Origin of the sequence: Streptomyces sp. BJ20, assembly GCF_022869105.1 — a bacterium.
Classification (GTDB): Bacteria; Actinomycetota; Actinomycetes; order Streptomycetales; family Streptomycetaceae; genus Streptomyces; species Streptomyces griseoincarnatus.
Map to the genome: position 1 here is coordinate 528,419 of NZ_CP094918.1, position 15,234 is coordinate 543,652.

At 67.5% G+C, this 15,234-nt stretch carries 17 protein-coding genes; 4 read left to right on the plus strand and 13 right to left on the minus strand.

Annotation, left to right across the window (positions count from 1 at the left end; genetic code table 11):
• Nucleotides 1-8 precede the first annotated feature (8 nt).
• The 13 genes from MTR79_RS02505 to MTR79_RS02565 all read right to left on the minus strand — a co-directional run bounded on the left by MTR79_RS02505 (nt 9) and on the right by MTR79_RS02565 (nt 10,618).
• A complete protein-coding gene (locus MTR79_RS02505) occupies nt 9-641 on the minus strand; it encodes a hypothetical protein (RefSeq protein WP_244789002.1) in 633 nt (210 codons plus the stop codon).
• Nucleotides 628-1,041 carry a hypothetical protein gene (locus MTR79_RS02510; protein ID WP_244789004.1) on the minus strand — a complete coding sequence of 138 codons (414 nt, stop codon included), beginning with the start codon at nt 1,039-1,041 and terminating at the stop codon, nt 628-630. The genes MTR79_RS02505 and MTR79_RS02510 overlap by 14 nt, the downstream gene beginning before the upstream one ends.
• Before the next feature lie 9 nt (nt 1,042-1,050).
• Entirely contained in the window at nt 1,051-2,409 is a 1,359-nt protein-coding gene (locus tag MTR79_RS02515; protein ID WP_244789006.1) for a hypothetical protein, read from the minus strand.
• Nucleotides 2,406-2,705 carry a hypothetical protein gene (locus MTR79_RS02520; RefSeq protein ID WP_048459619.1) on the minus strand — a complete coding sequence of 100 codons (300 nt, stop codon included), beginning with the start codon at nt 2,703-2,705 and terminating at the stop codon, nt 2,406-2,408. The genes MTR79_RS02515 and MTR79_RS02520 overlap by 4 nt, the downstream gene beginning before the upstream one ends.
• Nucleotides 2,706-2,744: 39 nt before the next feature.
• Entirely contained in the window at nt 2,745-3,779 is a 1,035-nt protein-coding gene (locus MTR79_RS02525) for a hypothetical protein (RefSeq protein WP_244793037.1), read from the minus strand.
• A gap of 41 nt (nt 3,780-3,820) precedes the next feature.
• Nucleotides 3,821-4,489, minus strand: a complete 669-nt coding sequence (locus MTR79_RS02530) for a hypothetical protein (RefSeq protein WP_244789008.1) — start codon at nt 4,487-4,489, stop codon at nt 3,821-3,823.
• Between the two features lie 107 nt (nt 4,490-4,596).
• The gene (locus MTR79_RS02535) at nt 4,597-5,337 is read right to left on the minus strand and encodes a hypothetical protein (protein ID WP_244789011.1); all 741 of its coding nucleotides are present in this window, start codon (nt 5,335-5,337) and stop codon (nt 4,597-4,599) included.
• Nucleotides 5,338-5,372: 35 nt separating this feature from the next.
• Nucleotides 5,373-6,290, minus strand: coding sequence for a hypothetical protein (locus tag MTR79_RS02540; protein WP_244789013.1), 918 nt, complete (start codon nt 6,288-6,290; stop codon nt 5,373-5,375).
• Nucleotides 6,291-6,325: 35 nt separating this feature from the next.
• Nucleotides 6,326-7,543, minus strand: a complete 1,218-nt coding sequence (locus MTR79_RS02545) for an enoyl-CoA hydratase/isomerase family protein (protein ID WP_086699819.1) — start codon at nt 7,541-7,543, stop codon at nt 6,326-6,328.
• A 1-nt stretch (nt 7,544) separates the two neighbouring features.
• Nucleotides 7,545-7,844 (minus strand): hypothetical protein, encoded by a 300-nt coding sequence (locus MTR79_RS02550; RefSeq protein ID WP_086699821.1) that lies wholly within the window; start codon nt 7,842-7,844, stop codon nt 7,545-7,547.
• A gap of 26 nt (nt 7,845-7,870) precedes the next feature.
• A complete protein-coding gene (locus tag MTR79_RS02555; protein WP_244789015.1) occupies nt 7,871-8,872 on the minus strand; it encodes a hypothetical protein in 1,002 nt (333 codons plus the stop codon).
• Between the two features lie 38 nt (nt 8,873-8,910).
• Complete coding sequence (locus tag MTR79_RS02560; protein ID WP_244789017.1) at nt 8,911-9,564, minus strand: hypothetical protein; 654 nt, start codon at nt 9,562-9,564, stop codon at nt 8,911-8,913.
• Between the two features lie 280 nt (nt 9,565-9,844).
• Complete coding sequence (locus MTR79_RS02565; protein WP_244789019.1) at nt 9,845-10,618, minus strand: hypothetical protein; 774 nt, start codon at nt 10,616-10,618, stop codon at nt 9,845-9,847.
• A gap of 624 nt (nt 10,619-11,242) precedes the next feature.
• Between MTR79_RS02565 and MTR79_RS02570 the strand changes: the two genes are divergently transcribed.
• The 4 genes from MTR79_RS02570 (at nt 11,243) to MTR79_RS02585 (ending at nt 15,222) form a co-directional block, all read left to right on the plus strand.
• Nucleotides 11,243-11,974, plus strand: a complete 732-nt coding sequence (locus tag MTR79_RS02570; protein WP_086699825.1) for a hypothetical protein — start codon at nt 11,243-11,245, stop codon at nt 11,972-11,974.
• A 17-nt stretch (nt 11,975-11,991) separates the two neighbouring features.
• Entirely contained in the window at nt 11,992-12,861 is an 870-nt protein-coding gene (locus MTR79_RS02575) for a hypothetical protein (RefSeq protein WP_175448091.1), read from the plus strand.
• The gene (locus tag MTR79_RS02580; RefSeq protein WP_048459626.1) at nt 12,858-14,165 is read left to right on the plus strand and encodes an ATPase, T2SS/T4P/T4SS family; all 1,308 of its coding nucleotides are present in this window, start codon (nt 12,858-12,860) and stop codon (nt 14,163-14,165) included. Before MTR79_RS02575 ends, MTR79_RS02580 begins: the two co-directional genes overlap by 4 nt.
• 100 nt (nt 14,166-14,265) lie before the next feature.
• Nucleotides 14,266-15,222: a type II secretion system F family protein gene (locus MTR79_RS02585; RefSeq protein ID WP_189365566.1), complete on the plus strand. Its 957-nt coding sequence runs from the start codon at nt 14,266-14,268 to the stop codon at nt 15,220-15,222.
• Nucleotides 15,223-15,234 lie beyond the last annotated feature (12 nt).

Sequence of the window (15,234 nt, forward strand, 5' to 3'; positions counted from 1 at the left end):
GGGCGCCGTCAAGCGTAGGCCCAGCGGAAGGTTCCCATTACCGCGTCGAACAACTCCACGAGAGTGTCGTAGAACGCGGGATCCGAGCCGGGCGCGATCAAGGCACTGAAGGAGAAGGTCAGATATTGGTCGGGGGTGCTGTCCGGGACCGGGACGAAGTACTCGACCCGGCGGTGGGCGGCGTCGATGCCCTTGTCTGCGTCGGCGGGTACCTCTCGCTCCGAGCGTAGGGCCGCGATGCCGTCGAGCTCCCGCGTCTCAGCACCGGAGGTAACGCCGGCGAGCGCGGCAAGTACCGCTTCCGGGCCGCTGCTGGGCCTGACCCGCGGAATCTCGATCGGCTCGGACGCCACGATCGAGACGGGCAGCACGACGCCGTGAAGGGGTTCGGTGGGGAGGTAGAGGGTCATTCCCCCCTTGGCGCTGGCTCGGCGGACCACCTTTTTCATCTCCTGGGTGAGTTTCAGCCGGGCCTTAGGGATGTCGTCCTTGGGGAAGCCGGAGGGCAATTGCGCGACGGCCTTGCGAACGATGCGGTCCATAGCTTCCCTGGTGCCTGTCCGCAGCGGAATCACGTCCCAGCCGGGTGGCGGCACCAGGTTGAAGCCGTTCGGGGAGCGACGGTGCTCAACGGTGGTCATTTCGCCTCCGCGTCACTTCCACGACATACGTGATACCTACGAACAGTGCCCAGGCCGGGGCGGCGATCATGCCCGGCCAGAAGCCGAGCATCAAGGAGGGCAGATAGAATCCACCGCCCATGGCGAGATCTCGGGTGAGGTAGGGCGGACGGCCGGTGTGCCGGGGGTACTTCACGAAGACCCACGCATAGTGGAGGAGGCAGCCGATGATCCCGGCTTCATAGACGTGAAGCAATTCGTCTCTCAGGGATTTCGGCACGAGGATCATAATCCCGAACACCAGGAATACCATCGGCATCCCGATGAGCAGGGTGAGCCTGAGTCGCCGGTTGGGGCCGGTCCCCAGTCCCGTGCGGGCGGCTTCGGCCTGGGTAATGCGTTGCGCTGAGTGCAGATCCATGGTCAATCCTCACCAGTGAGTGTCGGGGGCGGGCTTCAGAGTGTTGTCCTTCCAATCGGAATATGCTTCGTTGTAGGGTTTTTCACCTGTTCCGCGTTTCTCGTGCGTCCAGCTCGTCAGGTCGCTCTTGCCCAGCGTCTTGTCCATGACGTCCATCCCCATGCCGGTCCACGCGATGCCGAGACCCAACTGGTAGGACTTGTATGCCTTGTCCGCTGCGGCCGCAGCGGCTTCCGGAAAGGCCGCTTTGTTCGCCTGTAGCATTTTGGCCATGCCGGCCATTTCTTTGTCGCCGAGATGTAGCAGGGTCGACAGCGGACTGACACTCAAAGGCTTCTTGAACACAAGGCCCACGTTCTGGGAGATGGACTTGCGTATGTCATTGCGTGCCGCACCAATTACCTGACGACCTGACCCTTCCGGCATTTTGGACATCAGTCGTCCCATGTCATCCATGATGCCCTTGACGCCTCTGAGGCCTTTACTCAGGCCGGTGGTGCGGGCTGCCTGAGCGGCGTTCACGGTGGCCTTGGCGCCGCTGGCGAGCTTCGCAGCGGCCCCGAGACCTCCCACTACAAGCAGTCCACCCACAACGTCGAAGATGACATCCGTCCAGGTGGCGTCGCCGGACGCCACCAGGGCGAGTCTGAGCAAGATCGTAAGGCCTGCGATACCCAGGACGAGGAGATTCAAGCCGGGGATGGCGAGCGCCAGGAAACCTGCGAACGTCGCTACCCAACCAAGGACATCGATGAAAGCTTTGATCAGGTCCGCGTTGTCGTGGACCCAGCCCTTGATGTCATCCCACCACGAGTCCTCGATAATGTCGTCGATCTCGGCGCGGATCTTACCTGCATAATGGTTCGCGTCGGCGTCCCGGTCGCCGATGATTGTGTTCAGTTGTTTTCGATACGATTCAAGGTGGTCCTCGTAGGGATGGTCCTCGCCGCTGGGTGAGGCTGGCGAAGTGTTTCCGTCACCCGAGCTGGACTTCTTGGCTTTCTCCGACTCGAACTCTTCTTGCCTTTGCTTGGCCCGGTGCAACACCTTGTCGGCGTCGGCCTGAAATACCTCCAATTTGTCGGACCACTTAGTGAGGTGGCCGTGCACACGCTCGTAGCGGCTGGCCACGTCCCGCATGTGTTTCTCCAGCGTGGAGGACTCATCACGCAAGGTCTCGACATACTTGCCCTTGAGCGTGTCGTCGTCGCTGATCGCCTTCAAATTCTTGGCCTGGGCCCGGAGCTTCTTGGCCACCGAGATCATGTGCTTGACCTCGGCGCGGATCTCATCGGGGTCGCCGGGCACGGGATCCGACTCGCAGAGCGGCTGCCAGTCCACCGGGCGGCGCTTTGATGTCGCTGTCACTTCTTATTTTTCTTCTCGTTCGCTTTGGTCAGCTCTCCGTCGAGATCCTCGAACGCCTTCTTGCTGCCTGCTACGAGTTTGCCCACGGATTCGAGAGACTCGACGAGTCTGGTGCGGTAGTCGTCCCAGTTGTCGACGAAGTCCTCCATGGCCTCGGCAATGCCACGGGCCCCCCAGTGCTCCTTCATGTCGTCGCGGCGGTTTTCGATGTCTTCGAAAGTCTTCTTGAGTTGGCCGAGCTTGCGCTCACAGTCTGAAAGGAAGTCGTAATCGACCGTCAGGTCCGGTTCGCCCATGGCGGGCCCTCCCCCCTGTGTGTATTTGCTGTTGAGCTGTCAACGGTTGACTGCCTGGATCTCCTGAACGGTGACCGCCTGGCCGTTGCCGAAGGTGCCGTCGGGGAGGTCGCCTCCCGCGCCGCCGGTGCCGGTCCAGGAGATCTCCCAGGTGATCGTGGCCTGGAGGTTGTAGGTGCCGTTGCCCGACGAGCGGAGGTACTTGATGCCGCACGGCGGGGTGCGGTTCGCCTTGCCCCTCGCGTACGGCTCGCCGATCGATCCGTCGCCGTTGATCACGCACTCGCCGGATGCCGGGTAGGTCACGGCGTCCTCGGTGCCGGGCTCAAGGGTCAGGGACACCGGTCTGGCCGTCGTCGTGGCCTCGAGGTTGAAGCCCGGCACGTTGAGGGCTGCTGTCGCCTGCACCTCGTCGAACACGGCCTTGTCGAGCCACGCCCAGGTCGGGAGGTTGACCTTGGTGGTCTGCTCCGGTGCGAGGGTCACCTCGGTGTCGGGAAGTTGCATGTGCTGGTAGGCCAGGGCCGCGAGTATCTGGGGCGTGATGGCCTCTTCGTACCGGGGCGGTGGCGCCTCGCCGTTGTCCACCCAGAAGGGGAGGTCGTTGCAGGCGTTCCGCTTGAGCACGTCGGGTTCGTTCGGGTTCTCGACGCCGGCCCAGAACATGCCCTCGCCGTCCTTGTCGACGTTGTAGTCCTCGTACCCGGGGTTGTCGGACCAGCCGTAACCGGCCTCGTAATGGCGTTTCAGCTCGGTGAGGGCGGAGCCGGCAGTGCTGCCGATGCCGGGGGTATTCAGCTGGCGCTCGATGTCCTTGGACATCTTCTGCTTGAAGTCCTTGGCCCCCAGATACGGGGCGTACCAGCACGGCGGGGGAGTCCAGTTGACGTCTGCGGACGTCACGTTGCCGGAGGCGCCGTTCGGGGCCACGGACCCGGAGTACGTGATGCGGGCCGCGGCGTAGATGCCGGTGCCGTCTCCGCCGCCGGATTGCTCCGTGCTGGCACCTTTGTCGGATCCCACTGGCTTTGCGGCGTAGGCAGCCTCAGTGAAGGCGATGACGCTGAGAGCCAGAGTGAGCGCCGTGACACCGACAAACGTGTGACGCCGTCCCCTCACTGGCACTTCGCCGCCTTCGTCTCGACGAAGACCTTCGACGCCTGCCACAGTGCGTCAGATGTCGGGATCTTGACCATGATGATCTTGTAGTAGTCGAAGTCCTCGATGCTCGGCTCGGTCGTGAGCACCTTGCCGGTCTTCACTTCCTTACCGAAGAACTTGCCGGAGTCAGCGCAGAAGGCCACCTCGACCGATGTGCCATCTCCGGCGGACCGAGTGGTGGCGTCGTAGTGGCGCAGGGTGCCGGTGGCGGTCCAGCCGCCGTCGATCCAGGCGTTGACCTGAGTCTGTGCGTAGCGCAACCCCTCGCCTGTGGCGTAGGCGACGACGCCCGCCTCCTTGGCGGTGCGCTTGTCCACGCCACGGTAGATGGCCCGGAAGAAGTTGGCGGCGTCATCCATGGCGGCCGCCTCGTTCGCGTCCTCGGGCCTGTCCCAGTCGAAGACGAGGTTGATGTCCTTGGGCAGGGACAGATCCACGCCGTCAGGCCTGTCCTCCTGAGACGTCCCCGGCTCCGCCGACTTGCTCGGCTGTTCGGATTGCCGGCTGGCGCCGGCGATCTCATCGCTGTCGGCGGACCCGTCGTTCCCACCTCCACAAGCCGTGAGCAGCAGAGCAGCCGCGGCGGCGAATGCGACGGCGGTGGACAAGGTGCGGCGCTTCACAGTGACTCCCCGTGAGACAGAAGTGCAGTCGAGAGCAGAGACGGTATCGGTGCCGTTTCCGGTTTCGCCAGTGCGAAGAGGGCGGCGATGGTCTTCCAGCTCGCCGGTCAGACCGATTCCCTGGGCAGAGCCGCAATGGGATCAGCGAAGGAAACGGTCTGCAGGAGTGCCGACATCAGGCGGTAGACCGAAGCCCAGTGCTCCATGGAGGCCGTGTGGAGGGTGAAGACGGCCGTGTACGGACCCGTCGGGAACGGGATGTAGGCCTGGATCTGGCCGGTGAGGAGCTTCGTCTCTTCACCGGTCGCCGTCATCTCGGGGTTGAGTCGGTATTCGCGCACGCTGATGCAGGACACCCCCGGCCCGCAGGGCAGGTCGAGCCAGATCACGTCGTTGTAAGGGTCGCCCGAAAGCGTGGCGAGAATTCCCTGGGCCACGACGTCGGTGTCCTTGCCGGCATGGTCGGTCTGGACGATGCCGACGGTGAAAGCACACTGCACGACGCCCTCGGAAGGCTCATGCCTCACGGGCTCGTCGGTGAGGAGGGCGTCATCTTTGGCGGCATCGTCCGCCGCGGAGAACAGGCCCATGGCGGCGTACGAGAGACCGGCGTCACCCATCATCTCGGTGATGGCCTCGTAGTAGGGGCCGGCGGGCTCCCAGATGCTCGCGTCACCGCGTGAGTAGAGCTCGCGAACGAAGGCCCGGGCGCGCTCGGTGCGCTCCTCCGGGGTCGCGGCGATCGGGAGGGCGAAGAAGCCCTCGGGAGCAACGAACCACAGAGGAGGGAGGACGCCGGGTGACGCGTTGAGGTGCGGGGCGGGTGTGCTGCCGGGGGCGGTGGGCATGTGCGGGAGCCGTTCGGGGGATGAGGGGACGAGAGTCAGGTGAGGAAGTCCTGCGGGTGGTAATCAGTGATCGGGATTTCTGTTCCCTTGTCATCCATGAGGCTGTTCAAGCCCGGGTGGCCGAACTTCGCGTTTGTCTTGCTCGGCGCCAGTACCTCGATCCGGAAACAGCCGCAGGAGTTACGCTTCACCAGGGGCGCCTGAGCGTCCGGTCCCTGACGCGCGGCGAAATTTTCAGCGGTTTTGCGCTGGGCAGGTGAGAGTGAGCGGAGCGGAATGAAGTCCAACGGCTCGATGAGGTATCGGGTCAGTCGCTCGCGGGCTCGGCTGCTCACTCTGCACCACGAGCCGTCGGCGAACACGATCTTCGTGTCCAACCCGGTCTTGAAGTTGCGAAGCTCCACCTTCTCGATCGCAGTACGAGGGACTTCCCATAGGAAGTCGTCATAGATGAAGTCGTGAGCTCCCTTGATGTAGTCGAAGCCCACGACGACGAGGCGACGGTCGGTGACGACTGCATGTGTCCGGCAACCGTTGGCGCGGGCGCGGGCAGGGTCGAGTTGCCAGGGAAGGGTGCGGGCGACAGTGCCCGGAGCCGCCCACATGACCGGGAAGTCATCCACCTCGTCAGCTCGGTCCTCTGGAGTGTCGGTGCCTGGGCTCGAGCCTGGTGTGCCGTTGATCCTTCCTCCGTGCATGGAGAGGAAAGTGCCGATCGCCATCCCTGTTGCCACGACCGCACCTCTGAGGATCTGCCGGGTGGCGGATCCCGTTCCGGAGCGGGCCTCGTACAGCGGTCCTGGTGGCCACCCCTCCAAGTCGTTCTGAATGTCGTTGCGCGCGGTGTCGCGAAACCATCGCATGCCACTGACAGGGGAGGCCGCTCCCGACGCGAAACTGATGGGTGCGCGGGCGACAAGAGTTTCACCTGGATTGGGCTGCCAGAGTTCCATTTCAGGTGATTCCTCTTCTCGTGGACGGCGCGATCTCAATCATCGGTCACATGTCCGTAGATCTTGGGAGCGACCTTGAGACCGGCATCGAGAGCCATGCCTCCTGCGCTGAACGGATCGATCTTTGCCCCCAGGAGATTGGCCCCCTTGGTGCCGATGAGCTGTCCTTGGTGATACCCCTGGTACGCGAGTCCTCCAAGACGGGACATCACTCCGCTGCCGGCGTGCGCGACGTGATGCACCTCGCTGGACATTCCGCCGATCTTGATGAGCCCTGCCTTGCCCAGCCCGCCCGACATGGCCGATGACTCCTTGCCGAAGGCCAGGAGTACCCGGGTCGGTCCCATAGGGGTCACGGTGAACCCCTTGCCGAGCTTGCTCGCGGTGGTCGCGGCTTTGCCCGCCCCCACCACCTTGATCCCCTTGCCGAACAGCCCGATGCCCGGCAGCAGGCCTACCGCGTCGAGTCCCACCTGCAGCCAGCTCACATCCGCCCCGGCCGCTTTGGCGACGCCGTGCGCTGCCAGGGACAGCCCGGAACCGATGAGGGCGGCCGTGCCGAAGATGGCCGCGAGGGGCGGGAAGGGCAAGGTGACGATCGCGAGCATTCCGAGTACGGCCGTGACGTCACTGAGCACGTCACCGATCGCTTTGATCAGGTCAGCGTGCTCCTTGAGCCAGTCGCCGGTCGCGTCCCACGCGTCGGCGATGCTCTGGCCGAGTTTGTCCCAGAAGCCGGGCTCGTTCGGCGCGATGTCGGCGGCCTTGTCCAGTTCCTTGCCGATGCGTGCGGCGGCCTGCTTGTAGCGTTCTTCGAGCCCGTGGACCTTCTGGATGACCTCGTCGACGTCGCCGGCCGCCGTGGCGAGGTCGTCGCTGCCTTTGCCCTTGGCCTCCTTCTCGGCCGTGTCCTTGGCGTCGAGGGCTTTGCCGGCGGCCTTGTCCAGCTGGGCCGCCTCGTCCTGGAAGTCCGCGAGTTCGTTGGCCCAGCGGTGCAGGGCGCGTGAGGCTTTGCCGAAGGACTCGTGACTCTTCCTGACGAGGGGGGTGACGTCGTGGCCCACGTACTCGGTGAAGGCGACTGCGGTCTTGCCCTTCCATGCCCCGCACTCGATCCGTTCGAGCTGACGTACCGCGGTGCCCAGTTCGCTCGCCAGTGAGCCGAGACGTTTGGCAAGTTCTCGTGTGTCCTCCACGCTTCCCGGTGTCGGGTTGCGCCCGATGTTCGGATACGGGACCTGCGGGGCGGTCACGTCACTTGCCCTTCTTCTTCGCCTTGAGGGACTGCGCGAGCTCCAGGTCCAGGTCGCCGAACGTCTTGCCGATCGTGTTGATCATCTTGACGGCGCCGTGCGTGTGCTTGCCGAGCTGCTTGATGCCGTAGCCCCATTCGTCGGCGAAGTCCTGCACGTCCTCGACGAGTTTGCTCTCGCCGACGGCGGAGGCGTCCGCGCCGCGGAGACTGCGGCGGGCATCCTCCATGCGGTCGCTGATGGACGAAAAGGTCTTCTTCAGGCTTTCGAAGACGGTGTCTTCAAGGGTCAGGTCGCTCATGACGTGGGGGAGCCTTATTTGTGGGGTCAGCGGTTGACGGACTGAATCTCCTGGACGGTCACGGCCTGGTCGTTGCCTAAGGTCCCGTCGGGGAGGTCGCCTCCCGCACCGCCGGTGCCGGTCCAGGAGATCTCCCAGGTGATCGTGGCTTGCAGCGTGAACGTCCCGTCGCCGGAGGAGCGCAGGTACTTCAGCCCACAGGGCGGAGTCCGGTCGGCCTCGCCCCGGGTGTAGGGCTCGCCGATCGAGCCGTCGGCGTTGATCGTGCACTCACCCGAGGCGGGGTACGTCTCGGCGTCCGGCGTGCCGGGCTGCAGCCTCAGGGAGACGGGCCTGGCCGTGGTGGTCGCCTGGATGTTCAGCCCTCCCACGGCGATCGAGGCGGTCACCGAGGTCTCCTTGAATTTGGCCCTGTCCAGCCAGGCCCAGGTCGGCAGATTCACCTTGGTGGCGGCCTCCGGCCTGAGGGTCACCTCGGCAGCCGGCAGACGGACGCGGTTGTAGGCGAGTTCGGCGAGCACCTCGGGGGTGACCGCGTTCTCGACCGGGACGGGGTCGCCGTTCTCGACCCAGAACGGCAGCTTGTCGCAGGCTTGGGCCTCGGGCTCCATCCTGCGGTCCTCGTCACGGACGGCGACCCAGAAGGAGCCTTCGTCCTTTTTGTCGAGGTTGTAGTTCTTGTACGTGCCGTCCTTGTAGTCCTCGCGGAACATGCCGACCGACTGCTTGGCGTAGCTGTGCTGGCCGGGGGTGTTGACCGTCTCCTCGTACACCGACTCGACGTAGTCGCGGAACTGCTCCGCCGAGCGAGGCTCGTACCAGCAGGCGGGCGGGGTCCAGTCACCCACGGGCTGCAGAGCGCCACGGCCGTCGCTGCCTCGGGAGCCGGAGGTGGAGCCGCTGTAGACCACCTTCGACACGAGGCTGGCGCCCTCCCGACCTCCGCTCGTCTCGGCGGTGCCTCCCCCCTGGGAGGCGCCTCCGCCGCGGTCGGCGTGGGCGATGCCGGGAGCAAGCACCAAGGCCATCGCGGTCACGAAAGCACCGGCACGGCTCACCCAGGACGTCACCGGACGCACTTGGCATTACCCCTCTCCGACTCGAGGACGGTGGTCCGCCAGACACCGTCCTCACCCTTTTCGAGGCGCGAGTTGTAGGCGACGTACGACTCCTTGGTGACCGGCGTCTTGTCTGCTTTGCCGGTCTTGCGATCCTTGTCCGAGGCCGCGGACTCGTCGGCGCAATAGGCCAGCGCGGCCGTGTCCTTGTCGACCATCACCAGGTCCGGGTCGTAGAAGCGCACCGTGCCGGTGATGGACCGGCCTTCGTCCACATATCCCTTGACCCACGTCGCGGCCCCGGCGAGCGCTTCGCCCTTGTAGTAGAAGCGCAGCGCCTCGGAGTTCGGGTCCGCCGCCACAATCGCGGCGTCGGTGGCGTTGATGCGGTGCGTGACGTCCGTCAGCAGTGCGTCCTTGGCCGCGTCACCGGCTTCCCATCCGTCGAAGACGTTCTTCACGTCACTCGGCAGGGTGACCGACGGCCGCTTGGCGGCGTCGCCCGACGGGGACTCGGCCGACGTGCTGGGTGCTGGGTCCTTCGCCGCACCTGCGATCTCGTCATCTCCGCCGGACCCGCCGTCGTCACCACCGCACCCCGTCAGCAACAGAGCCGACGTCGCGGCGAACGCTACAGCGGTGGACAAGGTGCGGCGCTTCACAGTGACTCCCCGTGAGACAGAAGTGCAGTCGAGAGCAGAGACGGTATCGGTGCCGTTTCCGGTTTCGCCAGGGCGAAGAGGCCCGCGAAGGGTGCGATCACGGCACCTGGGGCTGAACGGGAGTGACCGGGCGTATGCCCGAAACGCGCAGGTCATGTCAGTCAAGTCGTTCCTCGGGGACTGCAGTGTGTGCCAGCCCACCCAATGGCCTAGCCGCTCGTTCCCCGATGCCAGTGCGAACGAGGGCAAGCGCACGCCGGGCTGATGTATCGGAGCCGTGTCAGTCGTCGAGCAAGGCCCGTAGCTGCGGGGAGAGATCCGGGGTCTCCGCGCCCGCCGCCCGGGCCGCTACGACCGCCCGGGCGTACGCCTCCGCCTCCGGCCGCAGGTCCGCCTTCCGGCTTCCCTGGCGGTGGCCCGCGACCCAGACGACGACGGCGAGGGGCACGAGCGCCAGCGCGGCGAGGCCGAGGGGTTCGCCCGAACTGACCGCCACCGCGGGGCCCATCCCGCCGGCGAACACCAGGAGCCAGCCCACCTCGTCGTGCCAGCCGCCCTGGTCGGCGACGCGCTCGTATTCGGACACCGCGGCCGGTTTCGGCGGGAGCGTAGCGGACGGAGGCGTACCGGTACCTTCGTCGGCCCGTTCCATCGGTGCGTACCTCGGTATCGGAGCGGCGCCCTTGCCGCCTCCGTCCTCCCGGCGGCCCTCCAGCCATGGCGGAACATGGGCCGGCTCGATGCCGTAGGCCCGGGCAAGGCCCAGCGCCTCGCGGTAACCGGCCAGTTCCTTGTGCATCAGGGCACGCTTCCAGCGGAGGCGGGCCAGCGTGAGGCATGCGGCCGCCAGGACCAGCAGCGGACCCGCGGGGGCGTAGGCGAGCAGCGGCTTGCCAGCCGTCGCGGGGGCCGTGTGGCCGACGAACGGCCAGATCGCGCCTGCCGCCAGGGCGAGACCGCCGATCCATCCGGCGGGCCCGTGGGTTGCCCGGTCGACGGCGACCCGGTGCCGCCCGAGCAGGTCGCTCACCGCCGCGTCGTCCGTGTAGTCCACCCCGGTACGCTCCCCGACGGCACGGACCCTCTCCAGGAGACGTGAGTCCGCTGCAAAAGCAGCACCGCCGAGCGGCGGTATCACCGTTCGTGCTTCCGTCACCGTGGCCCCCCGCATGCCTGCTTGTCGCGTGCTCGGTGACTGCCCTCGACGCCGGTATTGGCATGGTGTCGGTCGCCCTGGGCGACCGGGCGGTCACCGACCCCGGGCACGATCATGGCACGCGCCTCGGAGGTCCTCGTGGACGGTCGGTGGGAGAGGCGTGTGCGGCGGGTGAGGAAGTGGCCGCAAAACGCCACCTGGGGGCAGGGGTTGAAGCTTCGCGTCAGCACAGTGGACGTGTCGGCGCGCGCCCGTCCCCAACTGGGTTGTTGAAGCATGAAATTGCAGATGAGTAACGGTGCGCGGACCGAGGCGGGTGAGGATGTACTTGTCTTGAGGGCCGTATGTCCGGCTGATACGGTGCGATGGCTTGACACTCACGTACGCGTTGGTTATTCGCCCGCATCAGGGCGAGTACGCCCCACGCGTCCCGCATGTCTGCGCACGAGCGGACGCGGGTGAAGTGTCCGGAATTTCAGGGAACTTGGCAGACATCATCTTGGGTGTACGGGGAGCGGCTGCGTGAAGATCCAGGAGCGTACGGGGGCGGGCGCGGGGCGTTCCGCGGCTCCGGCCGGGCCGTCGGTCGGTGAGCGGCTTCCTGCTCCGCCCCGTGAGCGCAAGCCCGCCCTCGCCGCGCTGGCCGTGCTGCTGATCCTGGTGGGCGCGCTCGGCGCCACCATGCTCGTGCTGCAGGCCGGCGACCGCATCGAGGTCGTGAAGATCACCAAGGAGATCCCTGCCGGTCAGGCGGTCAACGACAGTAACGCCACCTCGGTGATGGTCGCCGAGGACCCGGGCATCAACTACGTGCAGTGGTCCCAGTTCGACGCCCTGAAGAAGCTGAAGGCCGTCACCACCATCCCCGGCGGCGTGGTCGCCGTCGGTGAGATGTTCGGCACGGAGGCCAAGGTGCCCGAGGGCAAGGCCCTCGTCGGTCTGTCCCTGAAGGAGGGGCAGTACCCGGCCGGGCTCAAGTCCGGTGTCACCGTGGCCGCGTACCGCGTCGGCGGAACCTCGCGGTCCGGGTCGGGTGACGACGCCGACGGCGGGTCGGCCGGGTCCGCCGGCGGTGACTCCGTCATCGTCGAGAAGGCCGTCGTCAACTACGTCAAGGACAACAAGGGCGACGACGACCTCGTCAGCAGCACCAACCTCCCTGTGACGCTCCTCGTCGACGACGCGCAGGCCGCGGCGCTCACCCAGGCCGCCACCAACGGCGAGGTGGCGCTCGTCCTCGTCCCTGGCAACTAGAAGGCGGCACCCGACCCATGGCCCTCATCGCCCTCGCCGCCGACAAGGGTTCCCCCGGCGTCACCACCGCGGCCGTCGCCCTCGCGGCGGTCTGGCCGCGCCGCGTCCTGCTCGCCGAGACCGACCCGGCGGGCGGTGACCTCGTGTACCGCAGCGCCGCCGCGCACGGCGGCCCGCTCAACCCCAACACCGGCATGCTGTCCATCGCCGCCACCGCGCGGCGCGGCCTCGTTCCCGACCAACTCTGGGACCACGTCCAGCCGTTGAGTGGCGGGCTCGAAGTGCTCGTCGGACTCGGCATCGCCGAGCAGGCCGCCGGCCTGGCCGGTTTGTGGCCGACGCTCGGGCGCGCCTTCTCCTCCCTCGCCGACTCGCCCAACGCGCCCGCCGACGTCATCGCCGACTGCGGTCGCATCAGCGGCGACACCCCGGCCGTCGAGCTGTTCCCGCACGCCTCCCTCGTGCTGCTGATCTCCCGCACCGAGCCCGAGGCGCTGGCCCGTGTCCGGGACCGGGCGGCCGCGCTGGCCGGCAAGCTGCACGGCGGGTCGCGCGGCGCCGCCACCCTGAACAGCCCGGTCATCGGCGTCGTCCTGGTCGCCGACCCGGGCAACGCGGCCAAGCTGGCCGGCCAGGTCAACGACATGCTCGTGCACGCGCAGACGGGCGCCCGCGTGGTCGGCACTCTCGCCGACGACCCGGCCGGCGCCGAGCAGCTCGCCGGGCGCCGCCGCGGCCGGCTGGACAAGTCGCTGCTGATCCGCTCGGCCCGCAAGGTCACCGCCGACGTGTACCAGCAGTACGGCGCCGCGTGGACCGCGCAGGCCCAGGCCGCCCAGCAGCAGGCGCACGCCGCGCCGCCGCAGGGTCACGGAGCCGGGCGATGACCGCAGTCGACCACTCCCTGGTCAAGCGGTTCCGTCAGGACGCCGGTGACCGGATCGCGGAGCAGCGCCGCCTCGACCAGGTCAACGGCGTCACGCCGATGTCCACCGAGGACGAACGGCAGTACGCCCGCGCCGTCATAGCCCAGATACTGGAGGAGTACGCCCGCTCCGAGATCAACGCGGGCCGTACGCCGCTGGACGCGGAGACCGAGGAGCAGTACGCGGCCGCCGTGCACGCGGCCCTGTTCGGGGTGGGGCGGCTCCAGCCGCTGCTCGACGACCCCGAGGTCGAGAACATCGACATCAACGGCTGCGACCAGGTGTTCGTGGGCTATGCCGACGGGCGCGAGGTGCGCGGAGAGCCGGTCGCCGAGACCGACGAGGAGCTCATCGAGCTGATCCAGGTGCTGGGCGCCTACTCCGGTCTGTCGTCCCGGCCCTTCGACTCCGCCAACCCGCAGCTCGATCTGCGGCTGCCGGACGGTTCGCGTCTGTCGGCCGTCATGGACGTGGCCCGCAGGCCCGCGCTGTCCATCCGCCGGGCCCGCATGGGCAAGGTGTTCATCTCCGACCTGGTCGGCAACGGCACCCTCACCCCCGAGCTCGGGCACTTCCTCGCCTGCGCGGTCCGCGCCCGCAAGAACATCATGATCGCGGGCGCCACCAACGCGGGTAAGACGACGCTGCTGCGCGCCCTCGCCAACGAGATCCCGCCGCACGAACGCCTCATCACCGTCGAGCGCGCGCTGGAGCTCGGCCTCGACACCTTCCCCGATCTGCACCCCAACGTGGTGGCGTTCGAGGAGCGGCTGCCCAACTCCGAGGGGCAGGGCGCCATTTCGATGGCGGAGCTGGTGCGCCGGTCGCTGCGTATGAACCCCTCCCGGGTCATCGTCGGCGAGGTGCTGGGCGACGAGATCGTGACCATGCTGAACGCGATGTCCCAGGGCAACGACGGCTCGCTGTCCACGATCCACGCCAACAGCTCCAGCGAGGTGTTCAACCGCATCTCCACCTACGCCCTCCAGGCCACCGAGCGGCTGCCGATCGAGGCCAGCCAGATGCTCATCGCCGGCGCGGTGAACTTCGTCGTCTTCATCCAGCGGCGCAACGGCTTCCAGAGCGGCGGCCGCCTCCAGCGCAGTGTGACCTCCGTGCGCGAGGTCAACGGCGTCGACGGGCGGGTGCTGTCCAGCGAGGTCTTCGCCGAGGCGCCCGACGGCCGGGTCGTCCCGCACGCCCCCATAGCCTGCCTGGAGGATCTGATGGCCCACGGCTACCGGCCCAGCGGAACGTGGGGGTGATCCGATGACCACCGATCCGATGATCACCGGCCCGCTGATCACCGGCCCGCCGGCCATCCCGGCCACCACCGACCTCGCCGCGCTCGGCTCGGTCGGCACGATGGGCGGCCTGTTCTCCACCACCGTGCTGTATGCGCTCGCGTGCGGTGTCGCCGTCGGCGGCGGTCTCGCCCTGTTCCTCGTCGCCGTACGGGGACTGCCCGCCAAGCCCGAGCACGAGAAGCAGAAGGCGAGCGAGCGCGCGGGCGAGCTGATCCGGTTCGCCGGGCGGCGCGGTTCGCTCGCCGCGCTCGTCGGGCTCGCCGTGCTGCTGATGACCCGCTGGGTCGTCGCCGGTGTCGCCTCCGCCGTCCTCGTCTTCTTCTGGGACCGCCTCTTCGGCGGCGCATCCGAGGAGCGGGCCGCGATGCGGCGGGTGGAGGCGCTCGCCTCCTGGACGGAGTCCCTGCGCGACACCATCGCCGGCGCGGTCGGCCTGGAGCAGGCCATCCCGGCGTCCGCGCGGGCCGCCGCGCCCGTGCTGCGCCCGCACCTCGACGCGCTCGTCGACCGGCTGCGCGCCCGCACCCCGCTGCCCGAGGCGCTCCAGCAGCTCGCCGACGAGATCGACGACGCCTCCGCCGACATCATCGTCGCCGCCCTCATCCTCAACGCCCGCCTGCGCGGCCCCGGTCTGCGGCAGGTGCTCGGCGCGCTCGCCAAGTCGGCGCGCGAGGAGGTCGACATGCGCCAGCGCGTCATGGCGCAGCGCGCGTCCACGCGCCGCTCGGTGCAGATCGTGGTCGCCGTGTCGATCGCGTTCGTGCTCGGCCTGTCCATCTTCAACCGCGACTTCGTCGAGCCGTACGGCACGGCCGTCGGCCAGGTCGTCCTCGCCTGCGTGTGCGGGCTGTTCGCGCTGGGCTTCTGGTGGCTGCGCAAGCTGTCCACCATCGAGACGCCCGAACGCTTCCTGGTGCGCGACGAGTCCTCGGTGCGTCTGGTGCGTCCCCGCACCCCGGGCGCCGCGCCCGCGCAGGCGTCGCCGTTCCAGCCGGAAGAGGGGGTACGCCGGTGAGTGACGGACTGA